Here is a 20,792-nt window from a genome sequence, read left to right as displayed (position 1 = left end):
CAATTTTAATATATAATTTAATAACAAAAATTTCTTAACACGAAAGTTTTAATTCTTATATATTAATAATATTCATTATTATAACATTTTTGTCAAAATAAATAAAAAAAATCGGTATTTTTTATACCGATTCGCTTTTATATTTATGGCGGAAGGGGTGGGATTCGAACCCACGGCCCGCGTAAACGGGTCACTGATTTTCAAGACCAGCTCCTTAAACCACTCGGACACCCTTCCATATCAACTTCTTTTTTCATAACGCAATAAAGATTATAAACTAATATATCTTTTATGTCAATATGCTATTTCAAATTTTAATTAACACCAATATTTAACTTTTATCATATATTGTATTGATAATGATTGTCAATTTCAATAAGGAGGATTAAGATGTGCGGTATAGCTGGCATAGTAAGTTTTGATAACAACTTATTAAATCAAACAGATAATATTAAATCAATGACTTCTGTCTTAACTCATCGTGGCCCTGATCAATTTGGCTTTTATTTTTCCAATCAAATATTGTTAGGCCATAGAAGACTAATTGTTATTGATCCAGTAGGTGGTAAGCAACCTATGAAGAAAGTTTTTAATGGCAAAACATACATTATTGTTTATAACGGTGAACTTTATAATACCAACGAATTAAGACATGAATTATTATTATTAGGTCATAGCTTTAATTCATATTCTGATACAGAAGTATTACTCTCTTCTTATATTCAATGGAAGGAAAAATGTTTAGAAAAAATAAATGGAATTTTTTCATTTGCTATTTGGTGTGAAGAAGACAAAACTCTTTTTTTAGCAAGAGACCATTTAGGCGTTAAGCCATTATTTTATTCCTATATTAATAATACATTTATCTTTGCATCAGAAATTAAAGCCTTGCTAAAAAGTTCATTTGTATCCACAAAGGTTGACCAAAAAGGTGTTTGTGAATTAATAGGCTTAGGACCTGCTCGTTCACCTTTTTCTGCTATTTTTAAAGATATAAATGAATTACCCCCTGCACATTATATACTATATTCAAATAAAAAATTAACTGTAAAAGAATATTGGAGTTTGCCTATATATGAAAATAAATATCCTATTAATGAACTTATTGAACATATAAGGATATTAGTATCTGATGCAATAAAAAGACAAACAGTATCAGATGTAGGAATAGTAACATTTCTTTCAGGTGGATTAGACTCAAGTATAATATCTTTAATTACATCAAAGTATATAAATAATTTAAAAACATTTTCTATTGATTATAAAGATAATAATTTATACTTTAAGGAAAATTTGCTACAACCAACAATGGATACCCAATATGCTTTAACTGTTTCAAATTCAATTAATAGCTATCACAAAATAATTGAAATAGAACAAGATACATTAGTTCATTCTCTAGAAGAAGCACTTTATGCAAATGACCTACCTGGAATGGCTGATATAGATTCATCATTATATCTTTTTTGTAAAGAAATAAAAAAAGAAGCTACAGTAGCTCTTTCTGGAGAATGTGCTGATGAAATTTTTGGTGGTTATCCTTGGTATTGGAGAGATGATTACAAAACTGCAAAGTTATTTCCATGGGCAAGATCATTAATGTTTAGAAAAAATCTATTATCATCTTACTTTGATAAAGAATTGTTGCATGAATATGTTGAAGAAAAATATAAAGAATCTATTACTAAAGCTCCAATTATCCATAGCGAAAGTGATGAACAAAAACTTCATAGAAGGCTCTTTTATCTTAATATTAAATGGTTTATGGTAACTTTATTAAATCGAAAAGATAGAATGTCAATGGCAAATAGCCTTGAGGTTAGAGTTCCATTTGCTGATTACAGAATAGTAGAACTATTATTTAATATTCCATGGAAAATCAAATACTATAATAATATTGAAAAGGGGCTTTTAAGAAAAGCTTTTGAAGGTTTACTTCCAAATGAAATAATATACAGGAGAAAAAGTCCTTATCCAAAAACTTATAATCCTCAATATTTTAGATTAATAAAAAATATATTAATAGATATTTATAATAATCCACATCCTTATTTTTTCAACATTATTAACAAAGATTATTTAAAAAGCCTTTTAGATAATCAAAATGATACTTTAAATATCCCATTTTTTGGTCAGTTAATGACTCTCCCTCAGTTGTTTGGTTATTTAATTCAAATAAATTATTGGCTTACAAAATACAACATTCAATTATATTAAAAATATATTGTATTATTATTCATTTTGTTGTATAATTATAATTGTTATATAATGATATTGATAAATAAATCATATTTTGATACTCTATTAATCAAAAAGTTATGAGGGAGTAATGGATTTATGAATAAAGCAATTCTTGTTTTTGAAGATGGATTAACTTATGAAGGAATATCGCTTGGTGCTCAAGGTGAAACAATTGGCGAGGTTGTTTTCAATACATGTATGACAGGATATCAAGAGGTTTTAACAGATCCATCATATAATGGACAGATAGTAACAATGACTTATCCTCTAATTGGTAATTATGGTATTAATCAAGATGATGTTGAATCATACAAACCTCATGTTGAAGGATTTATTGTTCATGAAGCATGTAAAGAGCCATCTAATTTCAGGTGTCAAAAAACCCTTCATCAATATCTTGCAGAAAATGATATTATTGCAATTGAAGGTGTTGATACAAGATCTATAACAGAACATATAAGAAACAACGGTTCAATGTTAGCAATTATCTCTACAATAGATGATAATATCCCAAGTCTGTTAGATAAAATTCAAAGATACAAAAGAAATAAAAGGTTTTTGGTTGATGAGGTATCTACCAAGGAGATTTATCATATTGAAGGACCTGGTAAAAAGATCGCTGTACTAGATTTTGGAATAAAACAAAATATTTTGCGAGAATTAAAAGAAAGAAATTTTGATATATATGTTTTCCCATACAATACAAATATTAAAAAGATTTTAGAGTATAACCCAGAGGGTTTTGTATTTTCAAATGGGCCTGGAGATCCAACCGATTTAGAACAGATTTTTGATAATCTAAAATATTTGATATCTTTAAAGAAGCCTATATTAGGTATTTGTTTAGGGCATCAATTGCTTGGATTGTGCTTAGGGCTTAAGACATATAAATTAAAATTTGGACATCATGGTGGAAATCATCCTGTAAAGGACCTTCAAACAGGTAAGGTATATATAACATCTCAAAACCATAACTTTGCAATAGAAAATGTCGAATATGAAAGCATAAAAGTAACTCATATAAACGTCAACGATAAAACAGTTGAAGGTTTTATGCATAAAGATTATCCAATATTGTCAGTTCAGTATCATCCAGAAGCAAGTCCAGGTCCACATGACTCAAAATACATCTTTGATCAGTATCTAAACATTATGAATGGAGTGTAAATAATGCCAAAGAGAAAAGATATTAACAAGGTTTTGATAGTTGGTTCTGGGCCAATTATTATAGGTCAGGCTGCAGAATTTGATTATTCTGGAACACAGGCATGCAGATCATTAAAAGAAGAAGGTATTGAGGTAGTTTTAGTTAATAGTAATCCAGCCACAATTATGACTGATATTGAAATTGCGGATAGAATATATATAGAACCAATAACTTTAGAATTTATTGAACAGGTTATCAAAAAGGAAAGGCCAGATGGTTTAATATCTGGCTTAGGTGGGCAGACAGCATTAAATATGGCATTTGAGTTATCAGAGTCAGGTATTCTTGATAAGTATGGTGTTAAATTACTCGGATCAAACTTAGAAACTATTAAAAAAGCTGAGGATAGAGAATTATTTAAAAAAACAATGGAGGAAATTGGCGAACCTGTCCCGAAAAGCCTTATTGTTCATGATGTTGAATCTGCTATAAAATTTGCTAATGAAATAACAGGTTATCCTGTAATAGTTCGCCCAGCATATACTCTTGGTGGAACTGGAGGTGGTATTGCTTATTCAGAAGAAGAATTAAGATATATTGTAAGTAAAGGACTTAAATTAAGTTTAATACATCAAGTACTAATTGAGCAAAGCGTTCTTGGTTGGAAGGAAATTGAGTATGAGGTTATGCGTGACTCCAACGACAATTGCATTATCGTATGTAATATGGAAAATATTGATCCTGTTGGTGTCCATACTGGTGACAGTATTGTTGTTGCTCCTTCACAAACATTATCAGATAAAGAGTATCAAATGCTAAGACGTGCTTCTATAAATATAATAAGGGGGCTTAAAATTGAAGGCGGTTGTAATGTCCAGTTTGCACTGAATCCAAGCAGTATGGAGTATGTTGTAATAGAAGTAAACCCAAGGGTAAGTCGCTCATCAGCATTAGCTTCAAAAGCAACAGGGTATCCTATTGCTAGAATTGCTGCAAAAATTGCAGTTGGGCTTACATTAGATGAAATTATTAATCCAATTACTCAAAATACCTTCTCAAGTTTTGAACCTTCAATAGACTATGTTGTTGTAAAGGTTCCAAGATGGCCATTTGATAAGTTTGAAAATGCTGATAGAAAACTTGGAACACAGATGAAATCTACTGGAGAGGTTATGGCAATCGGTAGAACATTTGAGGAAGCATTTTTAAAAGCTATAGATTCACTTGACGTAAAAATAAATTATCAATTAGGCCTTAAAAAGTTTGAAGAAATGGATAACAAAGAGCTTATAGAATATATTAAAATCCCTAACGATGAAAGAATATTTGCAGTTTGCGAAGCTTTAACACGAGGTTTCTCATGTACAGAAATTTATGATTATTCAAAAATTGACTTATTTTTTCTAAATAAATTAAAAAATATTACATGGCTTTCAAAGAAATTAAAAAAATATGATATTGATTCTCTTCCATACGAATTACTTGAACAGGCAAAAAAGATGGGTTTTGGAGATTCTTATATTGCTAACTTATTAAAAGAAGATGTTGATGAAGTTATTCAGATTAGAGAAAAATGTAAACTAAAGCCATCATTTAAGATGGTTGATACTTGTGCTGCAGAATTTGAAGCAAAAACTCCATATTACTATTCTACTTATGATACCCATAATGATTTTATTTCTACTAATAATAAAAAAGTTATTGTAATTGGTTCTGGACCCATTAGAATTGGCCAAGGTATTGAATTTGACTATTGCTGTGTTCAGTCAGTTTTTGCACTTAAAGAAGCAGGAGTTGAAGCAATAATTATAAATAATAATCCAGAAACTGTTTCAACAGATTTTGATACATCTGATAAACTTTATTTTGAACCACTTACTAAAGAATGCGTCTTAGATATCATTAAAAACGAAAAGCCTGAAGGAGTAATTGTTCAGTTTGGTGGACAAACCTCAATTAATATGGCAAGCTTTCTTGCAAAAAATAATGTAAAAATACTTGGAACATCAATAGAAAGTATTGATATCGCTGAAGATAGAGAAAAATTTCTGAACCTTTTAAAAGAACTAAATATTTTGTTTCCACAGGGTGGCAGTGCATATTCTCAAGAAGAAGCTTTAAAAGTAGCAAATAAGATAGGATATCCAGTATTAGTTAGACCCTCTTATGTACTAGGTGGAAGAGCAATGCAGATTGTTTATAATGATGAACAACTAAAAGACTATATCAAAGCTGCCATAGAAATATCCATCAAGCATCCTATCTTAATTGATAAATATATTGTTGGAAAAGAGGCTGAAGTTGATGGTATATCTGATGGAACTGATGTATTGATCCCAGGTATTATGGAACATATCGATAAAGCTGGTGTCCATTCTGGCGATAGTATGGCTGTTTATCCAACATATTCATTATCACAAAAAGTAAAAGAAAAAATTGTTGAATATACTATAAAATTGGCAAGAAGACTCAATATTGTAGGGTTATTTAATATACAATTTGTTATTGATAAAGATGATAATGTATATGTAATTGAAGTAAATCCAAGAGCAAGTAGAACTGTTCCTATACTTTCAAAGGTTACAGGAGTTCCAATGGTTAATATTGCTACCAAATTAATATTAGGTTCATGGTTAAAAGAACTTGGTTATAAGACAGGACTTGTTAAAGAACCTGATTATTTTACTGTTAAAGCTCCAGTATTTTCATTTTCAAAGTTAACAAAGGTTGATGCATATTTAGGACCAGAAATGAAATCAACCGGTGAAGTTTTAGGAATTGGTAGCACATTAAGTTCAGCTTTATATAAGGCCTTTATCTCTTCTAATCATAAATTTAAGAAAGAAGGTTGTGCATTAATAATTGGCCCGAAGACTGAAAGAGATTTTCTTCTCCAGTCAGTAAGAAAGCTTTATGAAATGAATTATAACATCTATACTTTAAATGAAATGAAAGATTTATTTAGATCCAATTTAAATATTAATTTTATTGATTTTGAAGAAGCTAAAAAGATGTTAAAGGATGATAAATTCTCATTTATTATTAATATTCCTTCAACTGAACAACCTATTGATCAATATGGATATAATATAAGAAGGATATCTGTTGAATTTGGAATAACTACATTAACATCCACTGATTCAGCTATTGCTTATTTAGATGTCCTAATAAATTTAAATGAAATAAATAATGAGATATTTTGCCTTAATGATATTATTAAAAAGTGTAGAGAAAGGATAGATTGTTATGAAACATTTTCTACATCTAAATGATTTAACAAAAGAAGATGTTATTTATCTTGTTGATTCATCATATAGATTAAAAAAGGAGCTTAAAAAAGGTATATACAATTTATATTTAAAAAACAAATGTCTTGGCCTTCTTTTTACAAAATCTTCAACTAGAACAAGGGTTTCCTTTGAGATAGGAATTTATCAACTTGGAGGTTATTCTCTTTATCTTAGTAAAAACGACCTCCAACTTGGTAGAGGAGAGATTATCTCTGACACTGCTAAGGTTCTATCAAGATATATCGATTTAATGGTAATTAGAACTTATAATCAATCAGAAGTAGAAGAATTTGCAAAATATTCTTCAATCCCAATTATCAATGGTTTAACTGATGATTACCATCCAACACAAATAATTGCTGATTTATTAACAATATATGAAAATAAAAATAGACTTTCTGATTTAAAAATATCATACGTAGGCGATGGTAATAATGTTGCTGCAACACTTGGTATTGCTTGCAGTAAACTTGGTATTGATTTTAGTATTGCAACACCAAATGAATATAGTTTGAATAGCAACATTATTGATTTAATAAAAGATGAAGCAAAGAAAAGTGGCTCAAATATATTGATAACTGATAATCCAGTAGAAGCAGTGAATAATGCTGATGTAGTATATACAGATACGTGGATCTCGATGGGACAAGAAGACCAAAAAGCTGAAAAACTAAAAGCTTTCAAAGGCTTCCAAGTAAATAGTGATCTTATGTCAAAAGCAAAAGAAGATGCAATTTTCTTGCACTGCTTACCTGCATACAGAGGATATGAAGTTTCAGATGAAGTCATTGATGGTAATAAATCAGTGGTATTTGATGAAGCAGAAAATAGATTACATGCACATAAAGCTATAATGATTTATTGTGTATATGAAAATTCAATATAAAGAGACTGTACAAAAACTATATAGCCCCCTGTCAAGTAGACAGGGGGCTGTTTAATATCTTTTGAGATACCCTCTTTATTATGTAGTTTTTATACCAAAAGCTTTCTTATTCTTGATATTTCAAATTCGTGCTTTCCACTTATCTCAGCTAATGTATCAATACCTGAATGAATCTCCTTAACATCTTTTGCCAACGATTTAACTGCTGTTTCAACAACTTCTATTTTATCATTAAAAAGTACTTTTAGTTGTTCATGTTCACGTTGATTTTGGTCAATGTAAGATTGTTGTATCTCTGCCATAAGCTCTACTTTTCTCTTTGTATCTTCTAATAGTATTGCATTTTTATTTACTGAATCCTCAAGCTTGTCAACTCTGTCTTTAAGAATAGCTACATCTTGTTCTAAATTGTCAAGTCTTTGTTCTACCATATCGAGTCGCTTTTCTACATTGTCAAGTCGTTGCTCTACTCTTTCCAGTCGCTTTTCTACTCCATCAATCTTTGTAATTATGACTTGAAGCATACCCTTAATTTCTTCCATATTTTTGCACCTCAGCACCCTTTTTTACTATAACTATTATAATAAATTAAAATATTTGTTTCAATTAAATTGATGGTGGAAAATTAAATAAGTGTTTTACAGGCTTTACTCATTATAGATAGATAATTTTCAAAATTTATTAATCCTTCATCAAGCTTCTTAATTAATGCACTTCCTACGATAACGCCATCAGAAAACTTGTTTAATTCTTTTATATGTTTTTCATCACTTATACCGAATCCAGTACAAATGGGAGTGTCAGTTTCACTTTTTAATTTCTTTAATAAATCATAAATTTTATTATCAATATCAGTTTTAAAGCCTGTTGTTCCTTTTTTTGAAACAGCATATATAAATCCTTTTGAATCTTTAGCTATTTTTATTGCTCTATCTATGGAACTAATTGAGACTAAGCTTATAATATAAATATTATATTTTTCTGAAACTTCTTCAAATACTTTCTTTTCTTCATATGGAACATCAGGAATTATACAAGCATCTACACCAAAATCACTACACATTTTAAAAAAATTGTCTATTCGGTGTCTTAATATATTATTGGCATAAAGCATTAGAATAATTGGCTTTTCATTTTTTATTTTTGATATCAATTCAAGTGTTTTTTTTATAGTAATTCCATTTTTTAAAGCTTTACTTGATGCTTCCTGAATTATTTCACCATCTGCAGTAGGATCTGAAAATGGAAAGCCTACTTCAATAATATCACAGTATTTATTCATAATATTAAAAATATCATATGATTGTTCATACGTAGGATAACCACAAGTCATATATCCAATAAAAGCCTTATTCCCTTGATTTTTTAGTTTCATAAATGTTTTATCAATAAGATTCAAAATATTCACCTCTGTTTCGTAATACATTATCTAAATCTTTATCTCCTCTACCCGATAAATTAATAACTACCAAATCATCTTTAGTAAATTCACCATTTTTAGCTCTCTTTATTACCTCAGCTATTGCATGTGAACTCTCTAAAGCTGGTATTATACCTTCTGTTTTGCACATTACCTCAAAGGCATTTATTGCCTCTTTATCTGTAATCCCAACATATTCAACTCTTTTTTTATCTTTTAAATAAGAATGTTCTGGCCCAACACCTGGATAATCAAGACCAGCCGATATAGAATGTGTAATATTAATCTGACCTTCATCATCTTGAAGAATATAAGTTTTAGAACCATGAAGTATACCAACAGAACCGCTGCTTAATGTAGCTGCGGTCTTATTTGAATAAATTCCTTGGCCTGCACCTTCAACACCAATCAATTTTACTTCACTTTCAATAAACTCTGAGAAAATACCAATTGAATTTGAACCACCACCAACACAGGCAAATATATGTGTGGGCAGCCTTCCTTCAAACTGTAATATCTGTTCTCTTGTCTCTCTTCCAATTATACTCTGAAAATATTTTACTATTGTTGGAAAGGGGTGAGGCCCAGCAGCAGTTCCAAATAAATAAAAAGTATCTTCGAAGGTCTCACTCCAATCCCTCAAAGCCTCGTTTATGGCATCTTTTAATGTTTTGCTCCCTTTGTTAACCTCAACCACTGAGCTTCCAAGCATTTTCATTCTAGCAACATTAGGGGCTTGTCTTACTGCATCCTCTTTCCCCATATAAATATCACATTTCATAGAAAAAAGAGCTGCAACAGTGGCTGTTGCAACACCATGCTGTCCTGCACCAGTTTCTGCAATAAGCCTTTTTTTCCCCATATACTTTGCTAAAAGTGCTTGACCTATACAATTATTAATTTTATGTGCACCAGTGTGATTTAAATCCTCTCTTTTTAAATAAATCTTAACATTAAGTAAATCACTTAGGTTTTTGGCAAAGTATAAAGGTGATGGCCTTCCAACATAGTTTTTTAGATAGAAATTTAGCTCATATCGGAATTCCTTATTGTCTTTCAATTCTAAAAATTTCTCTTCAATTTCTAATAATGCTGGCATTAATGTTTCAGAAACAAACATTCCACCATATTCCCCAAAATATCCCTTCATAAATATCCTCTCACCTTCAGAATTATTTTTTTCATCTTTTGATAATCCTTATTTCCATCAGTTTCAATACCACTTGATATATCAATTCCTAAGGGATTTATTTCTAGATATCTATCTATATTTTCTTCATTTATTCCACCAGCAACAATAAATTTATATTCAGCTTCTTTAGCTATACTTAAAATATCTATGTTTGTCCCTTTTGGCCTATCTAAAAGTATAAAATCCACTTGATTTTTTAATACATTGCCTTTTTCTAAATCCCTATATGAATAAACTTCAATAGCTTTAATAACTTTTAAATTCTGCTTTCTAATATTTCTTATATAATCGAGGTCCTCATTTCCATGAAGCTGAACATAGTCAATTTTAAGTTTTTTTACAATTTTACAAACCTCATCTAAACTTTGGTTTTTAAAAACTGCAACAGATAAAATATTAGGGCTTTTTCTTTTTAAAATATTTTCAGCTTGTTCTAAAGGAATTTTCCTCGGGCTTTCAGCAAAAATTAGGCCAATCATTGTTGGCTTAAGAATATTACAAAGTTTTATATCATTTTGACTTTTAATTCCACAAAACTTTATAATCAATTCAAAAGCCCTCCAACTGTGTCAATAAAGCTAAAGTCTTTTGAAAATGCTGTCCCAATCAAACATCCATTAACTCCTATAGACTTTATATACATAAAACTTTCTCTATTAGTAATACCACTTTCACTTATAACCTTTATATCTTTAGGTATATATTTCATTAGCCTTTCAGTTTTTTTAATATCTATATTTAAATCATTGAGATTTCTGTTGTTTATCCCAATGAGCTTCGCATTGGCATTAAGGGCTATCTCTATTTCTCTTTCATCTTCTACTTCTACTAACGAAACAAGATTTATGGCATTTGCAATATGAATATATTGTTTTAATTTATTTTCATCTAATAATTTTGTTATAAGAAGAATAGCATCACTTTGGATATACTTAGAATGATATATTTGGTATTCATCTATAATAAAATCCTTTCTTAGTATTGGAATATCGACTTTTTCCTTAATTTTTATTATGTCATTATCATCTCCTAAAAAGAAGTTTCTTTCTGTAAGAACAGATACAGCAAAAAAGTTATTATTCTTGTACAAATTTGCTACATGGACTGGATTCAAATCTTTATTAATAATTCCTTTAGAAGGCGATGATCTTTTGATTTCTCCTATTACGCAAAACTTCTTTGTTTCAAAAATGTCCTGAAATTTATTATATACACTTATCTTTTCTATATCTTTTATCATATCATCTATTTTTAAGATATTCTTTTGAGTTTGAACTTCAACATATTTTAGCTTTGCAATTTCATATAAAACCGACATTATTGCCCTCCAAGCTTATAGAAATTTTTTATATCATTAAATTTTTTCATAACAAGCCCATTTTTTATGTTTCTTTCAACTTGTTTTGCAGCTTCTACCAAGTTATCAGTTAACCCTAAAATGTATAAACAAAATGCACAGTTTATTTGTGTTGCATAATAAAATGGTGATTCAATTCCTTCAAAGATTGATAATGTAATTTCAGCATTTTGTTTTGGATCTTCACTTTTTATCTCAGATAAATCATATCTATTAACACCAAAATCTTCAGGTTCAATAAAATATTCTTTAGTAATACCAAGGCTATTTTCCAATATTTTAGTGCTGCTTGAAATAGAGATCTCATCTAAACCATCATCACTATGAACAACAGCATACCTTTTCCTTCTCCCATTAAGTGCATTGAATATTTTATTTTGACTGTCTAAGTCAAATGTCCCAACAACTTGATAGTTAATTGGAGCAGGATTTAAAACAGGACCTAATATATTAAAAACTGTTTTGATACCAAGGCTTTTTCTTATTGGAGCAACTTTTTTCATTGCCGGATGAAAATTGGGTGCAAAAACAAATCCAAAGCCAATCTTTTCAATACCTTCTTCTAATTTTTCTTGGTTTGCATTAATATCTATACCTAACTGTTCCATTAAATCGGCTGAACCAGATCTGCTTGTTATCCCTCTATTTCCATGTTTTACTACCTTTATATCAAAAGAGCTTAATATTATTGATGAAACTGTTGAGATATTAAAAGTCCCTTTTGAATCCCCACCAGTTCCGCAGGTATCAATTGAAAACTCATTTGATAAATATATTTTCTTAGATCTTTCTAAAAATGTATCTATGAATGCTTTAATTTCTTCAAGGGATTCGCCTTTTTTTCTCAGTAATGCTAAAAAAGCTCCAAATTTTATTGAATCAATTTCATCATTTAGTAGTTTTTCAATAATTTCTTTTATTTCATAATAGGTAAGATTTTGGCCTTCTATTACTTTTTCAAGATAATTTTGCATTCTGAAAACCCCTTTCAAAACAAATATTGAGAAAATTATTAATAATCTTACTACCATCTGGTGTTAAAATTGATTCTGGATGAAATTGCAGCCCATATATCCTTAAATAATCATTGACAACAGCCATTATCTCATTATTTTTAGTTTTTGCTGCTATCTTTAATTTTCCCAAAGGGGTTTTTTCATCTGCAATTAATGAATGATACCTACCTGCTATAAAGGTTTTTGGAATGTTTTTAAATATGGTGCTTCTTTCGCCATCTTCAGTTAGATTAACAATGGAACGCCTTCCATGATATATTCTTTCAGCAATCTTTATTTTTCCTCCAAAGCTTTCAACAATTGCTTGATGACCAAGGCATACACCAAGAATAGGTATTTTCCCTGTAAATGCATTAATCACTTCCATAGTTATACCTGCATCTTTGGGTTTTCCGGGTCCGGGAGATATGACAATCCCAGAAATTTTATCTCTGTCAATTTCATCTAATGATATTTTGTCATTTCTAACAACATTAACTTCAGTTTTTGAAGCAATTAGATTTACTAAGTTGTAGGTGAATGAATCATAGTTATCAATTATTAATATCATCTTCATTCACCCCCAAAGCATTTAATATGCTTTTTGCTTTTGTCAAACATTCTTTATATTCATTTTCAGGTTTAGATAAATGAACAATTCCTGCTCCTGATTGAACTCTATACACTTTCTCATCTTCGTTTATTGCCATTCTAATTGCGATAGCAAAATCAATAGTATTATTAAAAAAATATCCAATAGCTCCACCGTATAGTCCACGAGAAATAGCTTCATAAGCATTGATTAATTGCATTGCACGTACCTTTGGAGCACCAGTCAATGTCCCTGCTGGAAATACAGATAAAAGACTTGAAAATGGCATCTTGTTTTTTAATTGACCAGATACAACAGAGTAAATATGAATAAGGTTTTTAAGTTCTTTTATCCTTAAAAATTCATTTACAAAGACAGTTCCAGGAATACATACTTTACTTAAATCGTTCCTCGAAAGATCAACAAGCATCATATGTTCACTTAGTTCCTTGGTGTCTGTAATTAATTTATACTTTTTCTCGTTTAAATTTTCATCAGGGTTTAATTTATAAGTTCCTGCAATTGGATATGTTAATATTTTTTCATCTTCAACTTTAACTAATGTTTCTGGAGAGAAACACACTATCTTTTTATCTAAATCATTAATTAAAAAACAGTAATCTGAAAGGTTATTTTCATACAAATTGAAAAATAGCTGAAATGGAGTTATATTACTTTCAACATACATAATTTGGGATAAAACAAGTTGAAATATCTCTCCATTTCTTATATCCTCTTTTACTTTCATAACATTTTTAATATATTCATCTTTAGGTGTTCTATAAATAAAATGGCCAACAGCATTGCTAATATTTTTTGATACCCCATTTTCATTTAAAGGATGGTTCATATCATTAACTGTTAATAAATATGTTTTCTTTTCCTTTTTGTTATATATAATGTTATATTTGTATAGTATCAAAGTACCATACTCTTCATCTGTTTCAAAGATGTTTTCTGTAATGTTAATTGCAGAATAATTAATAATGCTCGCAACAAACGCATTTTTTTCAGTAGTCAAATTTGAAATTATCTTATTCAAGCTATCTTCAACTTCAATATTTTCAAGTAAGTAGTCAACAATACCCTTGAAAGATATCTTATTTTTGTAAATATTTATCCTTTGCACAACTTCAAATGACAAAACCTTTAAGTCTCTTGATTCCATGAAATAATATGGAACATCAAAATGGGTAGGAATAAATTGTTCTAAATTTTGTGCATCAAAAGAAGAATGGCAGATATTAAAAACAGGTATTTCTTTGAAAAGATCATGGTAAAATGAAAGCTCCGAAGAGCATTCGGAGCTTTTAGTTGCATAGATATTCATATTAGCTCTTCTCCTCTCATCTAATCTATTCTACTCTAATCTATACTAATCTAAAATATATTAAAATTAATTATAAATCAATATTTAAAAAAATGCAACAATTTTTATATTACTTTAATTCTGGTAAAAACTCTTTCTCAGCTTCAAATAATTCATCAACCATACATCTAATCTGGTCTAAATCGAGAACTGCTGATGTTAGAGGATCCATATAAATAGCTTGATAAACTGCTTCTTTGTCATTATTTAAGATTGCATATACAGTTAACTCTTGAACATTTATATTAGTCCTATTTAGTGCCGCAAGTTGTGGCGGTAAATCTCCAACTATTGTTGGTTGTATACCATTACTATCCACAAGACAGGGTACTTCAACACAGCTATCAGCAGGAAGATTAGTAATTAAACCTTTATTCTGGACATTTCCATTTATTACAGTAGGTGTATTTGTCTCAATTGAATGAATAATTGTAGCACAATATTCATGGCTTCTTGCAGGATTAATATAATCCTCTTCTGCCATCTTTTTTAGGTCATCTAATAAAGTTTTCGCACCATCTAAACAACAATGTAAATACATTCCGTTGTAATGGTCTTTATGCCAAGAGTGTGTTTTATGAATTTTATTAATCCAATCATCACTTTTTCTAAAATAAGGTATGTATTCTGACATATGAAAACTTGATTCAGATACATAATATCCAAAATGTTTTAATATCTCAAATTTAGTTACATCTTGTGTGTATATCTCTGGATCATTTGCCTTTTCTCTAATTAAAGGATAGGCATCTTTTCCTTTCCATTTATATTCCAAAAACCATGCCATATGATTTATTCCAGCACAAAGGTATGTAATATCCCTCATGTCAGCTCCAATAATCCCGGCTAAAAATTCAGCAGTACCTTGAACACTATGGCACAAACCAACATTTTTTATATTGGTAGCTTTATTGAGAGCCCAACAGTTCATAGCCATAGGATTCACATAGTTTAGCATTAAAGCATTTGGACATAATTCTTCCATATCTTTAGCAATATCAATTAGTACCGGAATAGTCCTTAAAGCTCTAAATACACCACCAGGTCCTAATGTATCCCCTACAGCTTGTTTTACACTATACTTTAATGGTATGTATATATCAGGTTCGTATGGCTTTAGGCCCCCTACTTGAATTGATATAATTACATAGTTTGCATCCTTTAGAGCATATCTTCTATCTGTTGTAGCTTCTAATTTTGCAGGATATTTTTCTTGCAAAACCAATCTATCAAGTGCCTTTTTCATATACTCAAGCCTTGTTTCATCAATATCCATAAGCACGATATTACTTGAAGATAACTCAGGATATGATAGAATATCTCTAACTAAGTTACGAGTAAATACACCACTACCAGCACCTATTATAGCAATCTTAGGCATACAAATCACCTCAAGTAAAATATTTTCTTTTTATTATAACAATAAAGTTTAATAAATGCTTTTAAAATACCCACTTAATTATTATTTAAATGTCAAATATATCGATTTATTGAATTTGTTAATCTATATTGTTGAGGTGAATATCCAGTAAGCTTTTTAAATAGTAATGAAAAATACTGTCTACTATTTATACCCACATAGTTGCAAATCTCTGTTACTGGTATATCGGTATTTACTAGAAACATCTTTGCTTTCTCGATCCTTACTTTTATAAGGTAATCTATAGGAGTAGAGCCTGTATTTTTCTTAAATATCTTTTCTAAATATGTAGGATTAAGATTGACAATAGATGCTAAATCAGATATCTTTATTTCTTTATAATAATTATGTTCAATAAATTTTTTAATGGTATCAACATAAAAGTTTTTTATATCTTTTTGGCCTTCAATTATTTCAGAATAAAGTCTTGATATTTTTATCATCAATTCAGTAAACATGAGATTTATTAAATTTTGGTTTCTATTTATTCTTTCTAATTCAGAAAGTATTCCTTTAATTGCCAGATATACTTCATCTGAATCTTTAAGAACAATATATTGTTTACTATGGTTTAAAAATTCTGGTGTTAAATAATGTTGATAATTTATATTAATTATGTTATGATTTTGCTCTTTCATAAAAGCAAATTCGAGACATAATACTTTACATGGAAGATTAATATCAACTAGAAGTTGATGTTCTATCTCTCCATTTATTAATATAAAATCACCATTCTCCAATTTTACACATTCATTCTGAATATTTACTTTGCAATGTCCCTTAGTAACATACATAATCTCTGCTCTTTTATGTTTATGCGGTTCCATATAAAAGCCATTTTTATAGTATCTATAATAATAACATAGAACAACCGGAGCTAAACCATACTTACTTATACCATTTGAGTAAATATCGCAAATCTCCATAATACCCTCCAAAATCTATATAACAATAACTTCTTTAGATGATTTGGTTAAGATCTCTGATTTATCCTTTTTTACAACCACTATATCTTCAATTCTTACACCCCCAAAATTAGGTATATAGATACCAGGTTCTATTGTTACAACCATATTCTCTTCTAAAATAACATCAGATTTTGGGGATAATCTTGGTAATTCATGTATTTCAAGCCCTACGCCATGCCCTAATGAATGTCCAAATTGTTCTCTATATCCAAAAGAAGCAATATAATCTCTTGCTATTCTATCAACTTCATTAGCTTTCATCCCAGCCTTTATTTCCTTTTCTGCTCTTTCTTGTGCCTCTTTTACTATATAATATATCTTTAATTGTTGTTCATTTGGTTGTCCTAAGAAAACTGTTCTTGTCATATCTGACATATAGCCATCAAAATTACATCCAAAATCTAGTGTAATAAAATCCCCTTTTTTTAATTTTCTATTTGATGCAACACCATGAGGCAATGATGCTCTTTCACCAGATGCAATTATAGGTTCAAAAGAAAAACCTCTTGCTCCATTTTTTAAAAAGAAATAATTTAATTCACATAGTAGGTCTTCCTCTTTAACTCCTTCTTTTATGAATTTTAAAATATATTCAAAAGCTCTATCAGCAATTTCTACAGCTGTTTTTATAGCTTGTATTTCTTCCTGTGTTTTTATCATTCTGAAGATATCTAAATTTTCTTTTATTCTTTCTATTTTTATATTCGATAATTTCTCTTTGTATTCAATAAATTCATCAGCTGTAAAAGCATATCCTTCAATATGCAATGTATTTATATTGTATTGTTCAAGAATACTTTTAATAGAATTATGAAGTTCACCTTTGTAATCAATAACAATTGAATTTATTGCTTCTTTTTCAGCTTGTTCAACATATCTAAAGTCTGTTATTAGGTATCTCTTTGAGTTACTTAATAATAGTAAAAAGCTATCATCACCCTTAAAACCAGAAAAATACCTTATATTCTCCTTTTTCTTTAAAAGTAATGCATTTACCTCGTTAATATGATTAAACACCTTCTGTATTCTTTGATTAAATATGTCCATAATATCATCCCTTTCTTATAACATGCTCTTGTAAAGCATAAAGCCCTAAAACATAACTATTAAATCCAAATCCTGAAATTTGACCTATACAAGCTGGAGCAGTAACACTTTTATGTCTAAACTCCTCTCTTTGATGTATATTGGAAATGTGTACCTCAACTACTGGAATATTAATTGCTTTTATTGCATCATGTATAGCATAACTATAGTGTGTAAAAGCTCCCGGATTAATAACTATTCCATCATATATATCTTGTGCTTCATGTAGTTTGTCTATTATCTGTCCTTCATGATTTGATTGATAAAAGTCAACCATAATTGAAAGTTCAGATGCTTTTTGTTTAATCTGTCTTAATAAATCATCATATGACTTATTGCCATATACCCCTGTTTCTCTTTTCCCGAGAAGATTTAAGTTAGGTCCGTTAATAACTAATACCTTCATTAGTTCTCTTCCTTTTCTTTTAATATCTCAGAATATATATTTTTAAATTTGAGAGCATCCTCGCTCATATAATCCCTTGATTCACAAATTATTACCGGTTCTAAATCAAGTTTAATTAATGCTTCTGCCAATGGATTGAATTCAGGTCCATATCCTTCATCATCATAGTTTAGATGTCTTTTCTCTCCTTGTTGTGTATATTCAATTCTACTAAAATGGCTATGAAAATGCTTCATTCTGTCATAACCTAATTTATTTATAAATTTTTTCAAAAGGTCAACAAAATCACTTTTAGTTTTTAATATCCCTCCATTAAAAGCATTCACATGGCCAAAATCAATTGTAGGCAAAAGCATATCGTCAAGCATACATATTTCTATTATTTCATCTACCGAGCCAAGATTATTTTTCTTTCCCATTGTTTCAGGACATAAAAAGATATCATTAAAACCAATATCCTTAACTGTATAAATCATTTCTTTTATGGATTTTAATGCTGTATTAAAAGCAATATCCCTATCAACCTTAGCACAGGAACCTGGATGAAAAACAATTCTTTCTGCTTTCATTTCTTTTGCAACTTCAAGGCATTTATAAATGTACTCTTTTGATTTATCTAATTTTTCTCTTTCTTGGCTTCCAAAATTAATATAATAAGGTGCATGAATTGACAACAAAATATTGTATTTATTTGCCTCTATACCAATTTCTTTTGCTTTATTAAGACTGATATTTACTCCTTTATTACATTGATATTCGTAAGCATTAAGTCCAATCGAATTAAGCCACTTCGGAGCATCAACACTCGACTTATTACCAGCATTATAAAAACTTTCTGAATTACCTGCAGGTCCAAATCTGATCATCTTGTAGTCTCCTTTTTAAGATGAATATTTAATATTTTATCAACAATTTCTTCAATTTTCATATTATCAGTATTTACTTCATAATCACAATTCTTATAAAATGGTATTCTAAAATTCATTAAGTTAATTATTGTTTTAAGCTTATCTTTATTTTGGAGTAGTGGCCTTGATGTATCATCTTTAATTCTTTCAAATACAACCTCAGGTGAAGTATGAAGATAATATATAATACCATTTTTCCTTAAATACTCTATATTATTTTTATTAAGAACAACACCACCACCTGTAGAAATAATCAAATCTTGATTTTCAGAAATTTCTTTGATAACCTCTTCTTCAACTTCTCTAAATCTCCTTTCCCCATAGATCTTGAAAATATCCTCAATTGGCATATTAAACTTTTTTATTATCAATGAATCTGTATCAATAAAGTTTATATTTAGTATTTCGGACAATTTCAGACCTACTGACGTTTTCCCGCTTCCCATAAAACCTGTCAGAACAATATTTCTCATTATATACACCCTTAAGTTTTATCTAAAGTTTTTTTTATTATATCATATTAAATGATAAATTTTTATAAATAAAATAAAAAAGCTACTCATCTGAGTAGCTACTTTATAAACTCAATATTCTGTTCAAAATCCTTTAATCTTGCCCATCCAGTTAGGTTTGAACTTGTTTTAATTAAGTACCAATCATATATTTTATTATTCTTCTGATTTGATTTTTTGAACCAATTGGATGTATCGCACATTACAATATCTATAATCTCGCCTTCTGAGAGAGTAATTGTTGCTAATTCCTTACTATCTTCTCTGTTTGAAAATAATTCAAATCCTTTCTTTACTCTTGCTTTTGCCCCAACGTAATATAATTCTTGAGGTAATTGCTTAAGTTTAATTTTCCCGGTTTTGTCTGTTAGAACATATTTATCTTTTTTAATCCAAAATCCCATATCCTCTTCAATTATTACTGTTCCATTACCTAATATGACCGGCATCTTATTTAATCGTGCTATCTCATAAAATTGTTTACCATTATATTCTAAAATTATAAATTCGCTTTTATCATCTTTTATTGTTTCAATCAATATTTCTTTATTTAAATCATTTGTTTTTATATCAATTACTGAAACATTTCTAACCTCAATTTTTGAGGTAGAAAATTTATATTTTAATTTATTAAAAATTATAAAATAATTATTTTTCTCATTTGAAATTGATATATTTTCTAAATTCCCGTCACCATTTAAATCATATTTTATTGTGCTAATTATATTTATTGAAGTGTCATTTTTAGTACTATTGTTTTCTTTTACCTTGGGTGCAGCAAATATATATATATTTGACAAAAATACAGAGAAAATTAGTATTAATGTACCAATAAATGTTATCCTTTTTTTCATGCTATAAACCTCATCTAATAATATTCTTAATTTTATAATACACAAATAGTTAGTTATATTCAATTATGTATATTCATTTTTCATATATTATTAATTTTTTTGTAATAGTATCAAATATTTAGCCAACGAGCCAATGGGGACGGTTCTTT

The 20,792-nt window shown here is 29.1% G+C and carries 19 protein-coding genes and 1 tRNA gene; 4 read left to right on the top strand and 16 right to left on the bottom strand.

Going from position 1 to position 20,792, the window contains the following annotated elements; all coding sequences use genetic code 11:
• Nucleotides 1-146: 146 nt before the first annotated feature.
• Nucleotides 147-237: transfer RNA gene (locus ACAG39_08035), tRNA-Ser, on the bottom strand.
• A gap of 153 nt (nt 238-390) precedes the next feature.
• On the opposite strand from ACAG39_08035, the gene asnB reads away from it, so the two are divergent.
• The 4 genes from asnB (at nt 391) to argF (ending at nt 7,564) form a co-directional block, all read left to right on the top strand.
• Complete coding sequence (gene asnB, locus ACAG39_08030) at nt 391-2,217, top strand: asparagine synthase (glutamine-hydrolyzing) (GenBank protein MEZ0537190.1); 1,827 nt, start codon at nt 391-393, stop codon at nt 2,215-2,217.
• Nucleotides 2,218-2,337: 120 nt separating this feature from the next.
• Nucleotides 2,338-3,408, top strand: coding sequence for a glutamine-hydrolyzing carbamoyl-phosphate synthase small subunit (gene carA / locus ACAG39_08025; protein MEZ0537189.1), 1,071 nt, complete (start codon nt 2,338-2,340; stop codon nt 3,406-3,408).
• Nucleotides 3,409-3,411: 3 nt separating this feature from the next.
• Complete coding sequence (carB, locus tag ACAG39_08020) at nt 3,412-6,660, top strand: carbamoyl-phosphate synthase (glutamine-hydrolyzing) large subunit (GenBank protein ID MEZ0537188.1); 3,249 nt, start codon at nt 3,412-3,414, stop codon at nt 6,658-6,660.
• The gene (gene argF, locus ACAG39_08015) at nt 6,635-7,564 is read left to right on the top strand and encodes an ornithine carbamoyltransferase (GenBank protein ID MEZ0537187.1); all 930 of its coding nucleotides are present in this window, start codon (nt 6,635-6,637) and stop codon (nt 7,562-7,564) included. The genes carB and argF overlap by 26 nt, the downstream gene beginning before the upstream one ends.
• 89 nt (nt 7,565-7,653) lie before the next feature.
• Here argF and ACAG39_08010 read toward each other — a convergent pair whose 3' ends face one another.
• From ACAG39_08010 to ACAG39_07940, 15 genes are all read right to left on the bottom strand, one after another.
• The gene (locus ACAG39_08010; protein ID MEZ0537186.1) at nt 7,654-8,106 is read right to left on the bottom strand and encodes a hypothetical protein; all 453 of its coding nucleotides are present in this window, start codon (nt 8,104-8,106) and stop codon (nt 7,654-7,656) included.
• A gap of 83 nt (nt 8,107-8,189) precedes the next feature.
• Nucleotides 8,190-8,963, bottom strand: coding sequence for a tryptophan synthase subunit alpha (trpA, locus tag ACAG39_08005; GenBank protein MEZ0537185.1), 774 nt, complete (start codon nt 8,961-8,963; stop codon nt 8,190-8,192).
• Entirely contained in the window at nt 8,950-10,134 is a 1,185-nt protein-coding gene (gene trpB, locus ACAG39_08000) for a tryptophan synthase subunit beta (GenBank protein ID MEZ0537184.1), read from the bottom strand. The genes trpA and trpB overlap by 14 nt, the downstream gene beginning before the upstream one ends.
• Nucleotides 10,131-10,724 carry a phosphoribosylanthranilate isomerase gene (locus ACAG39_07995; protein MEZ0537183.1) on the bottom strand — a complete coding sequence of 198 codons (594 nt, stop codon included), beginning with the start codon at nt 10,722-10,724 and terminating at the stop codon, nt 10,131-10,133. The genes trpB and ACAG39_07995 overlap by 4 nt, the downstream gene beginning before the upstream one ends.
• Nucleotides 10,721-11,494, bottom strand: coding sequence for an indole-3-glycerol phosphate synthase TrpC (trpC, locus tag ACAG39_07990; GenBank protein MEZ0537182.1), 774 nt, complete (start codon nt 11,492-11,494; stop codon nt 10,721-10,723). Before trpC ends, ACAG39_07995 begins: the two co-directional genes overlap by 4 nt.
• Nucleotides 11,494-12,507, bottom strand: coding sequence for an anthranilate phosphoribosyltransferase (gene trpD / locus ACAG39_07985; GenBank protein ID MEZ0537181.1), 1,014 nt, complete (start codon nt 12,505-12,507; stop codon nt 11,494-11,496). Before trpD ends, trpC begins: the two co-directional genes overlap by 1 nt.
• On the bottom strand, nt 12,491-13,099 hold the full coding sequence (locus ACAG39_07980) for an aminodeoxychorismate/anthranilate synthase component II (protein MEZ0537180.1): 609 nt from the start codon (nt 13,097-13,099) through the stop codon (nt 12,491-12,493). The genes trpD and ACAG39_07980 overlap by 17 nt, the downstream gene beginning before the upstream one ends.
• Entirely contained in the window at nt 13,083-14,450 is a 1,368-nt protein-coding gene (locus ACAG39_07975; GenBank protein ID MEZ0537179.1) for an anthranilate synthase component I family protein, read from the bottom strand. Before ACAG39_07975 ends, ACAG39_07980 begins: the two co-directional genes overlap by 17 nt.
• Nucleotides 14,451-14,559: 109 nt before the next feature.
• Nucleotides 14,560-15,870: an alpha-glucosidase/alpha-galactosidase gene (locus tag ACAG39_07970; protein ID MEZ0537178.1), complete on the bottom strand. Its 1,311-nt coding sequence runs from the start codon at nt 15,868-15,870 to the stop codon at nt 14,560-14,562.
• 92 nt (nt 15,871-15,962) lie between these two features.
• On the bottom strand, nt 15,963-16,835 hold the full coding sequence (locus tag ACAG39_07965) for a helix-turn-helix domain-containing protein (protein ID MEZ0537177.1): 873 nt from the start codon (nt 16,833-16,835) through the stop codon (nt 15,963-15,965).
• 15 nt (nt 16,836-16,850) lie between these two features.
• On the bottom strand, nt 16,851-17,924 hold the full coding sequence (locus ACAG39_07960; GenBank protein ID MEZ0537176.1) for a M24 family metallopeptidase: 1,074 nt from the start codon (nt 17,922-17,924) through the stop codon (nt 16,851-16,853).
• A 4-nt stretch (nt 17,925-17,928) separates the two neighbouring features.
• Complete coding sequence (aroQ, locus tag ACAG39_07955) at nt 17,929-18,369, bottom strand: type II 3-dehydroquinate dehydratase (GenBank protein MEZ0537175.1); 441 nt, start codon at nt 18,367-18,369, stop codon at nt 17,929-17,931.
• A complete protein-coding gene (locus ACAG39_07950) occupies nt 18,369-19,235 on the bottom strand; it encodes a TIM barrel protein (GenBank protein ID MEZ0537174.1) in 867 nt (288 codons plus the stop codon). Before ACAG39_07950 ends, aroQ begins: the two co-directional genes overlap by 1 nt.
• The gene (locus tag ACAG39_07945) at nt 19,232-19,750 is read right to left on the bottom strand and encodes a shikimate kinase (protein MEZ0537173.1); all 519 of its coding nucleotides are present in this window, start codon (nt 19,748-19,750) and stop codon (nt 19,232-19,234) included. Before ACAG39_07945 ends, ACAG39_07950 begins: the two co-directional genes overlap by 4 nt.
• A gap of 98 nt (nt 19,751-19,848) precedes the next feature.
• Nucleotides 19,849-20,643, bottom strand: a complete 795-nt coding sequence (locus ACAG39_07940; protein MEZ0537172.1) for a hypothetical protein — start codon at nt 20,641-20,643, stop codon at nt 19,849-19,851.
• Nucleotides 20,644-20,792: the final 149 nt, after the last annotated feature.

Source organism: Caldicellulosiruptoraceae bacterium PP1 (assembly GCA_041320695.1).
GTDB lineage: Bacteria > Bacillota > Thermoanaerobacteria > Caldicellulosiruptorales > Caldicellulosiruptoraceae > JBGGOQ01.
The sequence above is the reverse complement of the archived record's forward strand: the minus strand, read 5'-3'. Positions and strand labels throughout refer to the sequence as shown.